At 68.6% G+C, this 11195-nt stretch carries 10 protein-coding genes; 1 reads left to right on the plus strand and 9 read right to left on the minus strand.

Annotation, left to right across the window (positions count from 1 at the left end; all coding sequences use genetic code 11):
* Positions 1–32 precede the first annotated feature (32 nt).
* The 9 genes from VHO04_RS01350 to VHO04_RS01390 form a co-directional block, all read right to left on the minus strand.
* Positions 33–656, minus strand: coding sequence for a DUF4230 domain-containing protein (locus VHO04_RS01350; protein WP_329626683.1), 624 nt, complete (start codon positions 654–656; stop codon positions 33–35).
* Positions 653–1414, minus strand: coding sequence for a hypothetical protein (locus tag VHO04_RS01355; protein WP_329626684.1), 762 nt, complete (start codon positions 1412–1414; stop codon positions 653–655). The genes VHO04_RS01350 and VHO04_RS01355 overlap by 4 nt, the downstream gene beginning before the upstream one ends.
* The gene (locus tag VHO04_RS01360) at positions 1411–2328 is read right to left on the minus strand and encodes an MBL fold metallo-hydrolase (protein WP_329626685.1); all 918 of its coding nucleotides are present in this window, start codon (positions 2326–2328) and stop codon (positions 1411–1413) included. Before VHO04_RS01360 ends, VHO04_RS01355 begins: the two co-directional genes overlap by 4 nt.
* Before the next feature lie 168 nt (positions 2329–2496).
* Positions 2497–4203 (minus strand): M56 family metallopeptidase, encoded by a 1707-nt coding sequence (locus VHO04_RS01365; RefSeq protein WP_329626686.1) that lies wholly within the window; start codon positions 4201–4203, stop codon positions 2497–2499.
* Complete coding sequence (locus VHO04_RS01370; RefSeq protein ID WP_329626687.1) at positions 4200–4568, minus strand: BlaI/MecI/CopY family transcriptional regulator; 369 nt, start codon at positions 4566–4568, stop codon at positions 4200–4202. The genes VHO04_RS01365 and VHO04_RS01370 overlap by 4 nt, the downstream gene beginning before the upstream one ends.
* A gap of 352 nt (positions 4569–4920) precedes the next feature.
* The gene (locus VHO04_RS01375; RefSeq protein ID WP_329626688.1) at positions 4921–6645 is read right to left on the minus strand and encodes a cytochrome c biogenesis protein DipZ; all 1725 of its coding nucleotides are present in this window, start codon (positions 6643–6645) and stop codon (positions 4921–4923) included.
* A gap of 286 nt (positions 6646–6931) precedes the next feature.
* Positions 6932–7264 carry a Grx4 family monothiol glutaredoxin gene (grxD, locus tag VHO04_RS01380; RefSeq protein WP_257543603.1) on the minus strand — a complete coding sequence of 111 codons (333 nt, stop codon included), beginning with the start codon at positions 7262–7264 and terminating at the stop codon, positions 6932–6934.
* Between the two features lie 52 nt (positions 7265–7316).
* Positions 7317–7550 carry a BolA/IbaG family iron-sulfur metabolism protein gene (locus tag VHO04_RS01385; protein ID WP_257543605.1) on the minus strand — a complete coding sequence of 78 codons (234 nt, stop codon included), beginning with the start codon at positions 7548–7550 and terminating at the stop codon, positions 7317–7319.
* 10 nt (positions 7551–7560) lie between these two features.
* The gene (locus VHO04_RS01390) at positions 7561–7887 is read right to left on the minus strand and encodes a DUF1476 domain-containing protein (RefSeq protein WP_297663885.1); all 327 of its coding nucleotides are present in this window, start codon (positions 7885–7887) and stop codon (positions 7561–7563) included.
* Between the two features lie 234 nt (positions 7888–8121).
* Between VHO04_RS01390 and VHO04_RS01395 the strand changes: the two genes are divergently transcribed.
* A complete protein-coding gene (locus tag VHO04_RS01395; protein WP_329626689.1) occupies positions 8122–11193 on the plus strand; it encodes a CHAT domain-containing protein in 3072 nt (1023 codons plus the stop codon).
* Positions 11194–11195 lie beyond the last annotated feature (2 nt).

The raw sequence follows: 11195 nt of genomic DNA on the forward strand, positions 1-11195 counted from the left end.
CACCGCGACCGGCGGCAGGGCAATTCGCTGCGTCATTCGGCGAAGCGCGCCGTCACTTTCGCATCGACCCCCGCGGCTTTCAGCGGCATGGCGAAGCTCTGCTCGACCGCGGCGCGCGCGGCGTTCTGCGCAAGCCGCATCGGCGTCGCGCCCTTGGCCTGCCGGATCAGCTCTTCCTGCGCCGCCTTGCGGTTCGCGGCGTCGAGGGTCTTTTCGGCGTCGGTGAGCGTCAGCAGGATCACGCCGTCGCGATATTCGCTGATCGCGTCGATATCGATCTCCGGCCCCGCGAGCCGCAGCCGCGGCAGCGTCACGGTCAACGCGTTCGTGCTGCCGTCCCAGTTGAGGTCGGACTGCGCGAGGCGGCCGAGGTCGAGCTCGTAACGGACGGTGCCCGGCATGATCAGCGTCTTCTTCGCCTCCAGCCCGAGCCGCGACTGCGTCGAGGTCACCACTGCGACATAGCGCGCGGTGAAGGGCACGAGGACATTCTGCTCGCGCAGCCCCTGCAGGCTGGCCGCGACGACGGTCTCGGGATCATAGCCGCGTTGCCAGTCGCGCCAGGCGGACACCGCCCACCACGCCGCGAGCGCGAACAGCGCCGCCGCGGCGAGCAGGATCAGGCGCGGAAGAAGGCGGGGCGCGGTCCGGGTCATGGGACGGTGTAATCCAAACAATCGGGCAAGGGCCGGTCGAGCTCGTAATGCGCGGTCGCGGCGTCGTAGCGCAGCACCCGGTCATAGGTGCAGGCGGGGTCTTCCGCGCGCACGAGGTCGGCGCGCTTCAGCTTGGTGTCGCTATTGTCATCCGACCGGCGCGACGTGCGTGGAAAGGCGGTCGCGACGGTGCGATAGCTCAGCGTGGGAAAGACCGCATCGCCGGGCGAAGCAGCGGCGGTCAGCCCGGCGCCGAACTCATATTCGTCGTGGCAGGCCTCCATCCGGTCCTTCATATCGGCTTCGGAAAAGCAGGCGCGGATCATCAGCGAGCCGTCCCACGGCAGTTCGATCGCCTCGCCGCCCAACCGCGCCGCGCCGGGCGCCGCGCCGAGTTCGAGCAGGTGAAGCTGCGACGCCGAGCCGCCGCCGCCCGAATACATACTCGTCTGGCCGCTGAGAACGCCGACAAGGTAGCGCGGCGCACCGCCTTCATCCTTGCCCCGGATCAGCGTCGGCCAAAGCGCCACCGTCTCCGCCGCGGCAAATGCGGGCAGCGGCAGCGAAGCCGGCGCGGAACCGGCCGATGCGACGCGCAGCACGGCTTCGCCCGCATCGCCGTTCTCGACCGGAGGGACCTCCAGGCACACGCTATGGTCGGGCAGGCATTGGCTCGCCCCCTCGCCCGCCACCAGCGCGACGACGGGACCGGGCGCGGCCGTTCCCGCGGCGGCGGCCAGAATCAGCGAAAATATCATGCAAGCTCCCATTGCTCTTCGCGCGCACGGACGATTCCCCGCGCCTTCAGGTCGAGCAGGTGCGCCAGCACCGATCGGCCGGCCGCACCGGTCAGGCGCGGATCAAGCCCCTTGTACATATGGCTGACCATGACCGGGATCACAGCCGCCCCTTTTTCGAGCTCGCGCAGGATCTGCCGCTCGCGCTGGCGGCGATGGCCCAGCATCCCGCGCACAAGCTGCCGCGGCTTGGTCACCGCGGGGCCGTGCGCTGGATAATAGATGCGGTCGCCCCGATCATAGAGCTTCTGCAGGCTCGCCATATAGGCCGCCATGTCGCCGTCGGGCGGGCTGACGACGCTGGTCGACCAGGCCATGACATGGTCGCCGGTGAACAGGGCGTCGCTTTCGACCAGCGCGAAGCAGAGATGGTTCGACGTGTGCCCCGGCGTCGCGACCGCTTCGAGCGTCCAGCCGTCGCCGGACACCCGCCCGCCGTCGGCAAGCACGCGGTCGGGGGCATAGTTCGGATCGAAGGCAGAGTCGGCGCGTGGGCCGTCGTCCGCAAGCGCGAGCGGCGCGCAGCCGATGATCGGCGCGCCGGTCGCCTCCTTGAGCGGCGCGGCGGCGGGGCTATGGTCGCGGTGAGTGTGGGTGCAGAGGATCGCCGCGACGCGCTGACCCTCCGTGGCGCGCAGGATCGCGTCGACATGCCCCGCGCCGTTGGCGTCGGGCGGATCGCCGATGCTCATCCCAGACCCCGTCGGGCCGGGATCGATCACCGCGACGTCGCGGCCCGCCCCGACGATCCAGGTCTGGGTGCCGGTGAAGGTATAGGGTGACGGATTGGGCGCGAGCACGCGGCGCACCAGCGGTTCGTGCTGCTCGCACTCGCCGGCGCGGATCGTGTCGGGCCAAGGCTTGTCTTCGCTCATCCGCCCCATGTGGCATCGGCCCCGTCAAAGTAAAAGGGGCGAAAAAAGGACGAGAGAAAGGGAGCGGTCCATCCCGCTCCCTTTCCCCGCCCCTGCCGCGACCCTACCGGGGACGAGGGTCGGCGGCGAAGCTGGCGGGCCGCAAGCGCCGGCTCGCGGCCCGATTCCCTATTGGTCCGCTTTCTCCGTCTCGGCGATTGCCCGGTCGAGATCGGCGGCGACCTTGGCGCGCATACTCTCCGAAAGCGACCGCGCCGCCTCGCCGCGCGCGAAGCTGTCGCGCGCCTTGCGGAGCGCCGAAAGCCGCGCCGCCCGGTTCTCCGCCGTATCGCCGCAGCGAATCATCACCACCCGGCTGTGCTTGCCGCCGTCCGTCTCGTCGCGGTTGACGATCGGCGCCACGTCCGCGCCGTTGCCGCAATGCGCGACGGCCATGGCCCGGCCATCGCTTGCGGTCCAGCTGCTCGCGGGCATCGGGGGCATGGGCGGCATCGGAGGCAGCGCGAAGGCGGTCGTGAAGCGCGCCTTGCGCTTCACCTCGAGCCTGTCGGCGATCGCGTCGGCCTGCGCGCCGGTGACGCCCTGTTCCTTCAACGTCGCGATGATGTCGTCGCGCGACAGGCTGCCCGGCATCGAAAATTCCACGCGGCGCCCGCTAGGCGCCGTGCCGTCGCTCGTTTCGCTGCGCTCGCGGATCACGACGCGATGCACCTCGCGCTTCTTGCCGTCGCTGGCCGCGTCCTGCCCATCCTGCTGCGAGGTGAAGATCATCACGCCATGTCCTTGGGGCACGGCGGGTGCTTCGGGTGGCAGCGGCGCCTCGGGCGGCAGCGGGGCATCGGGGACGGCAGGCGGAGCGGGCGGCTCCGGCGGTGCGGGAATGTCCGCTTCCTGCGCTCCGGCCCGGGCGATGCCCGCAGGCACCAATGTCGCGGTCGCCGCGAGCACGCCCAGCGCCGCACCGCCGACCAGCAGCTTGCCGACCAGACCGCGCTTTTTCGAAATATCGTCTCTCGTGAGCATCGTCAGCCTCTCCTGCAAATTGTCGTGAACCGCCATCGGCGCCGCGAGCGACAGCCGCGAGCCGACCGCCGCCTTGGCGATCGCGGTTGCATAGCGCGCGGTGCGGAGGTCCCGCGGAGCGTCGTCGGCCATCGTCAGCACGCGCGCATCGCACGCTGCCTCCTGATCGAAGCGGAAAGCGCGGATCGCCCGCCAGGCCAGGGGATTGAACCATTGCGCCGCGAGCAGCAGCAGCGCCGCGGCATTGGCCCAGAGGTCGCCGTGGCGGTGATGCGCGAGTTCGTGATCGATCGCCAGCGCTCGCTCCTCGGCGACATAGCGCGCGAAGAAATCCTGCGGCACCGCGACGAAGCGCCGCCACAGGCCAAAGGCGACCGGGCCGTCGACCGCGCCCGTCATGATCAGGCGGATCTTGCCGAGCGGTTCGAGTTCGACCGCACCGTCCAGCACCGCGTCCCGAAAGCGCCGATGCGCCGCCCAGGCCGAAATCAGCACGAAGAGAGCGCCAATTGCCCACAGGATGAAAATCAACGGCAGCGCGTCGGCAAGCGCCCAGGCGGAACCCGACGGGGCGACCACCACAGCGGGCGTTCCCGCGGCACGGGCCGCTTCGACCATCTCGATCCGCACCACATCGGCCGGAACCGCCGGCGTCGCCGGGGCCGCGACCGGGTCGGCGAAGGGCAGCGGCGGCAGGATCAGCCGCAGCGCCGGCACCAGCCACAGCGCATAGGTCAGATGCGGCCCGAAATGGCGCGCGAAGGGCTTGCGGATCAGCAGCACCGCCAGAACGAGCAGCGCGGTGGCGACCATCGTGTCGCCCCATGCCTGGAGGATCATCGCGCCGCTCATGACTTGAGCTTCCGCAGCAGGGCCTCGATCTCGGCGATGTCGGTGTCCGACAGCGCCTCACGCTCGGCGAGATGCGCGATCAGCGGGCTGACGCGGCCGCCGAACAGGCGGTCGACGAAGCGCTGCGACTCCTCGCCGACCGCTTCGGCGCGGTCGATCGCGGGGCGGTAGAGATAGCGGCGCCCGTCGGCCTCGGCCGTCACCGCGCCTTTCTGAACGAGCCGCGCGAGCAAGGTCTTCACCGTCGCCTGCGTCCATCCGTTGATCGTGCCGATCCGCCGGGTCAGGTCGGCGGCGGTCTGTGGGGCGTCGTCCCACAGCGCCGACAGCACCTGCATCTCCGACTCGCTTGCTCGCTCCGCCATATCGGAACCCCTCCCTTGCTGGCGCCTGTTCGCAATACGACTACAAGTGTAGTCAATCGACTGAACGCTGGCTGAACGAAGCGAACGCTTATGTGTCGGGATTTTTGACACCCCCATCCATCGGTAAGATATCGCTAACCAGCGTCTCGCGCCCGAAACGGCGAAGGCGGGGAATTGGCATGGCGCTTGTATGGTATCGGATGTTCCCGAGTGTTCCGCTCAATGGAGCGGTGGGGGGCATCGGTCTGGTCCCTGATGCCCCCTGCCCCCACCGGGACAACCCCACTTACCCCCGAAGCAGACGGGGGGCGGAGCGGCCACCAGGCCCCGCCCCCCGGACGCTCTTCCGCCATCAGCCAAAAGTGAAGGCGAAGGCCTGAACGCCGGGGTCCAGAAATTCGATCTGGAAGATCCGGTCCCGCGGCGCCTGCTGGCGCACGAGTTGATAGAGCCGCTGCCCGGTCACCACGCCATTCCCCTGCGCATCGGTGTCGAGCCCGTGATCAGCGCCCGGCGCCTTGCCGTCGATCGTTACCCGGAACCGCACCGGCGTCTTCGCATCGGCGGCGCCGAGAACCAGGTGCAGGTCGCGCCCGCGAAAGCGGAAAGCGATGCGTGCGCCGGGCGCCGCTGACAACGCCTGTTCGCCGCCGACGATCCAGGCGCCGCCGAGCGCCCAGTCGTTGCGCTTCGCGAGCATGGGCAGCGCATAATCGTGCCGCGCATCGCGCGCGAACCCGCCCGGCGAAACGAAATTCGCGGCGCGGGCGTAGCCGACATAGGTTTCGGGAGAACGGTCCTTGCGCGAGCTTTCGGCCTCGCCGACGCCGGTCGCGACGACCTTCACCGCGTCCATCGTGCCGACCGCACCGCCGTTTTCTGCGATCAGCCGCTGGATGATCCGTTCGGACTCGGCATAATGGCCTTCGCCGAAGCGCGCCGCGCGAATACGCCCCTTGGCGTCGATGAAATAATGCGCGGGCCAATATTTATTGTCGAAGCCGCGCCAGATCGCATAGCGATTGTCGAGCGCGACCGGGTAGGTAATGCCGAGATCGGCGATCGCCTTGCGCACATTGGCCGGGTCGCGCTCGAAGGCGAATTCGGGGGTATGGACCCCGATCACGACCAGCCCCTTGTCGCGATATTTCGCCTCCCACGCCTTCACATAGGGCAGCGTCCGCAGGCAGTTGATGCACGAATAGGTCCAGAAATCGATCAGCACGACCTTGCCGCGCAGTTCCTCGGCAGCGAGCGGCGGCGAATTGAGCCAGCCTGTTGCGCCCGCGAGCGACGGGAACGGCCCCCGGTCGGCCAGCATATCGCCGCCCGGCATCGCCTTCGGCATCGCGCCGTCGGGGTGCAGCCGGTCGAGCAGCGACTGCTCGAAGCGCGCGGTGCTCGCGAGCGACAGGCGCGTCAGCAATCCGGTATCGAGGCCGAGCCCGATCGCGATCACCCCGGCGAGCACCGCGGCGCCCAGCCCGCGGCGTAACCATTCGCCAGCGCGGATCGAACGCTTCATCGCCGCGAACATCCGCCCGCCGACGAGCAGCGCCAGCGCGAGCGAGGTCGCCGCGCCGAGTGCATAGGCGAGCAGCAGCAGCGACGTCGCGGCGCTCGCGCCGTTCAGCGCGGCGCCGGTCAACAGCAGCCCCAGCACCGGCCCCGCGCACGGCGCCCAGAGCAACCCGGTCGCGACCCCGAGCAGCAGCGAGGAGAAGAAGGTCGAGCGCGAGGAGCCTACGGCATTCTGCGACAACCGGGCGCCCAATGCGACCAGCGGCCGCGTCGCGCGGTCGGCGAGCGACGGAAAGAGCAGCAGCAGCCCGAACAAGCCGAGAATGACGAGCGCGGCGATGCGCCCGTATGCGTTCGCCTGCACGACCCAGCCGCCGCCTACCACCGCCAGCGTCGCGACCCCCGCAAAGGTAATCGCCATCCCGATCAGAAGGGGCAAGCCGCTGCGCACGAACGGCTGATCGGCGCGCGCGAAGACGAAAGGCAGCACCGGCAGGATACACGGGCTGACGATGGTCAACGCACCGCCGAGATAGGCCAGTAGGAAAAGGATCACGCGCTACGCCTCACATGCTTCGACCGGAGATATGTTCCAGATACGAAGCCGGGCGTCGAGATGTTACAGCGGAGCGCGCCGCCCCGCCAAGGCGGGGGCCGCCGAAAGTCCACCACTTGCGAATAGCATCCCGCGTCATTGCGAGCGAAGCGAAGCAATCTCCAGCTATTGACCTTGTGTAAGGCCGATGGCTGGAGATTGCTTCGCTTCGCTCGCAATGACGAGAATAAAAGATGTCGCCATATTTCCAGCGCCCCCCGCCTTCGCGGGAGCGACGGGATGAGTTCTACTCCGCCCGCGTCGGAACGCCGTCCATCAACTGGTGCAGTTCGCCGGCTTCCCACATCTCCATCATGATGTCGCTGCCGCCGATGAACTCGCCCTTCACATAGAGCTGGGGAATCGTCGGCCAGTCGGAAAATTCCTTGATCCCCTGACGGACCTCCATGTCCTGGAGCACGTCGACCGTGTCATATTCGATGCCGAGCCGGTCGAGCATCGCGATCGCGCGCGACGAAAAGCCGCACTGGGGAAACAGCGGCGTGCCTTTCATGAACAGCAGGACGGGATGGTCGGCGACCAGCTTGGCAATGCGGTCGTGGGTAGCGGGGTCGCTCATGGTACAGTCTCCGGTGCGCGGGTGCGCAAAATTCAAGGTTCGCGTCTCGTCCCTATGAAGGAACGGCGGTGGTCAATTGCAAGGCATGAAGTTCGCCGCCCATGCGTCCGCCGAGCGCGGCATAGACCGCCTTGTGCTGCGCGACGCGGGTCAGCCCGCGAAAGGATTCGCTGACGACATGCGCCGAATAATGCTCGTTATCGCCCGCCAGATCGGTGATCGTCACCACCGCGCCGGGAAGCGCCGCCGCGATCATCGCCTTCAGATCATCTTCGCGCATTCCCATCGGACCAGCCTCAATTCTCGCTGTCGATGAACTGGCGGCGCGCCTCGGCCGCCTTGTCGTTGAGCGCGGCGCGGATTTCGGCGTCGCTGATCTCGACCTGCGCGGCGGTCAGGTCGCCCGCCAGCTTGCGGATCACATCCTCGTCGCCCGCTTCCTCGAAATCGGCCTGCACCACCGCCTTCGCATAAGCGTCGGTCTCTTCGGGGGTCAGGCTCATGCGTTCGGCGGCCCATTCGCCGATCAGCCGGTTGCGGCGCGCGGTGATGCGGAACTGCACGTCCTGGTCGCGGGCGAATTTCGCTTCCTGGGCCCGTTTGCGATCGTCGAATGCGGTCATCTTGTCCTCGCCGAAATGAAATTGTCCCTTCCAGATAGGTTGCCCCGCCCCGGCACGCAAGGCGGCTGTGCGGCAGATCACTTCCCTTTTGCAGGCGAAGGGTTTAGGGTCCGCGGCGACGGGAATGGGTCGTACCGCAGCGTATAGACTGCGCCATGCCCCCGACATCGCAGGCATGGCGCGTCGAAGCTCGTCTTTGGGGGATTGGTGATGACCGTTCGACGTCCGTTTTTCGTGCCGATTCTGGCTGCGCTCGCCACGGGCGTATCGGCCCCCGCGCTGGCGCAGCCCGACGACCCGACCCTGCGCGACAGTTTCTCGATCGGCGATCAGGGCGGCGCGCTCTGCGAGGTGCAGGCGACGGTGCGCGATTCGGTGATCAAGGGCATGTTCGACCGCGCCTGGGTGATCGTCTGCCGCGACGCCAGCCAGCCCGTCGGCTATGTTCGCATGTTGCGCGCCGGCGCCGACGAGGCCCGTGCCCGCATCGATGCCGGCCGCGCCGGAACCATCGCCTGCACCGCCGACGGCGCCTGCACGGTCAAGGACAGCAATGTCGCGTGGGCGACGCGGATCGAGGCCGACGGCAACACCGCTTATACGGTCGAGGGCTTCGCCGCTTATGGCGACGCGCTGAACCTTGCGCTCGAATCGATCCGGCACAGGAAGATCGCGTCGGGACAGATCAGGGTCGCGACGACGTCGGTCGGCGGCGGCGACGGTTTCGCGCGGACGCTCGCGGGGACGATCGACGTCGACAAGGCACTGGCCGAGGGGTATCGCCGCAACCATAGCGGCGACTATGCCGAGGCCGCCGAATTTTTCGAGGCGCTGTCGCTCCGCACCGAGGGCGAACAGGCGGCGGCGGGCATCGATCCGACCGAATTCACCCTCAACCGCGCGCTCCAGCGCTCGAACCTCGGCGAATTCGCCGAAGCCGACCGCCTGTTCGGGGAGGTCGAGGCGATCCCGACCAGCGACCCGGTGCAGCTTCGCCTGCGCCGCAATTTCCGCGCGATCCACGCACTCAACCAGCGCGATTACGACGGCGCCGCGGCGCTGCTCGAAACCCCGATCCCGCCGCTCGTCAACGAGGTCAGGGTAGAGGGCAGCGCGGTGACGCTGACGCCGGAGATCGTCGCCGGGGTCAACAGCGGCGCCAATGCGCGCGCGGTGCGCCAGGCGGGCGACCGCGAACGACTGACGCCGACCGAACGCGCGCAGATTATCGATGCGCAGGCCGTCCATCTGCTCGGCACGGTCGAACGGCTGCGCGGCGACGCGAAGGCGGCGAAAGCGGCGCAGCTCAAGGGGCTCGCCGACGCGCTCGCGGTGCGCGAAGGGCGCGTGACCTCGATCGTCCGCCTGCGCTCGCAGATGCTCGGCGAGCTGGCGCTCAGCGAAGAGGCGCTGGGCGACAATAACGCCGCCGACGCGCGCTTCCAGGAATCGATCGGCGCGCTCGCGGTCGAATATCCCGAAACCAACGCGCTCGCCTCGGCCCGCGCGCGCTATGCCGCCTTCCTCACCCGGCACGGCGAGGACGACAAGGCGCTCGCCATCTATCACGACGTCGTCGGCGCGCTCGCCAGTTCGCAGCGCTCGACCGCGGGCATGGCGAACATGATGGCGCCTTATTACCGCCTGCTCGCCAACCGCGCCGCGACCGATCCCAAGGCCGCGGGCGATTTCTTCGTCGCCAGCCAGCTTCAGGTCCGTCCCGGCGTCGCCGACACGCAGGCGCTGCTCGCGCGCGAATTGTCGGCGGGCAGCGACGACGGCGCGCGCCTGTTCCGTCAGGCGACGACGCTGAACCGCGATGTCGAGCGCGCGCGGATCGAGGATGCGCGGCTCGCGCAGATGCCCGAATCGGCCGAGGTCAACGCGATGCGCGCCGACCTCAAGACCCAGCTCGACAATCTGTCGTTCCAGCAGGCGGAGACGGTCACCAAGCTCGCCGCCTATCCGCAATATCGCGTCGTCGCGCCGGGCAAGCTCGACCTCGTCGAACTGCAACAGGTGCTGCGCCCCGACGAGGCCTATCTGAAGATGCTCGTCGTCGGCGATGCAGTCTATGCGATGCTGATCGGTCCGGGCGACGCGATCCTGTGGCGCAGCGACATCAGCGCGCAGGGGCTCGAAAACGCGGTCGACACGATCCGCTCGACCATCTCGATCGTCGAGAACGGCAAGCGCGTCACCTATCCTTTCGACGCGGTCACCGCGCGCAAACTCTATACCCAGCTTTTCGGCCCGGTCGCCGACCGACTGCCGGCGGTGCCGCACCTGATCTTCGAGCCCGACGGCGCGATGCTGCGGCTGCCGGTCAACCTGCTGATCACCTCGGACACCGGGCTCGCGGCCTATGAACAGCGCCTGGCCGACCCGAACGCAGACGCGTTCGACATGCGCGGCATCGCCTGGCTCGGCCGGTCGACGCGGCCGAGCACCGCGGTGTCGGCGCTGTCGTTCCGCAACGCGCGGCAGACGGCGCCCTCCGACGCCAAGCACGAATATTTCGGTCTCGGCGAAAACCTGCCGGTCCGGGGCGGCGTCCTGCCGTCGCTGGGCACCCGCGGCGCGGCCGGCGGCGGCGTCGACGGAAGCTGTCAGTGGGACGTCAGCCAGTGGAGCCGGCCGATCTCCGCCGCCGAACTCGTCACCGCGAGCAGCACGATGGACCGGGGCGCCGCGACGCTGCTGACCGGCGGCGCCTTCACCGACACGGCGGTCAAGAGCCGCGGTGACCTGTCCGATTACCGCATCATCCACTTTGCGACGCATGGGCTCGTCACCGCACCGCGCCCCTCTTGCCCGGCGCGCCCCGCGCTCGTCACCTCGTTCGGCGGTCAGGATTCGGACGGCCTGCTGACCTTCCAGGAGATTTTCGACCTGAAGATCAACGCCGACCTCGTCATCCTGTCGGCGTGTGACACGGCGGGCGCCGCGACCGTCGCGGCGACGCGCGAGGCGGGTGTCGCCAGCGGCGGCGGCAACGCGCTCGACGGGCTGGTGCGCAGCTTCATCGGCGCCGGCGGGCGTTCGGTGATCGCCAGCCACTGGCCCGCGCCCGACGATTTCGACGCGACCAAGCGGCTGATCGGCGGCCTGTTCACGGCGCGGCAGGGCGAAAGCATTGCCGATGCGCTGTGGACGAGCGAGATGCAGCTCATGGACGACAAGCGCACTTCGCACCCCTATTATTGGGCGGGCTTCGCGATCATCGGCGACGGCGGTCAGCCGCTGCTGCACGGTGCCACGGCCACAGCGCAAACGGAAGGGGCCGCGGGCCGCTCGGCCCTCTGATC

The sequence above is a fragment of the Sphingopyxis sp. genome (genome assembly GCF_036261875.1).
GTDB lineage: Bacteria > Pseudomonadota > Alphaproteobacteria > Sphingomonadales > Sphingomonadaceae > Sphingopyxis.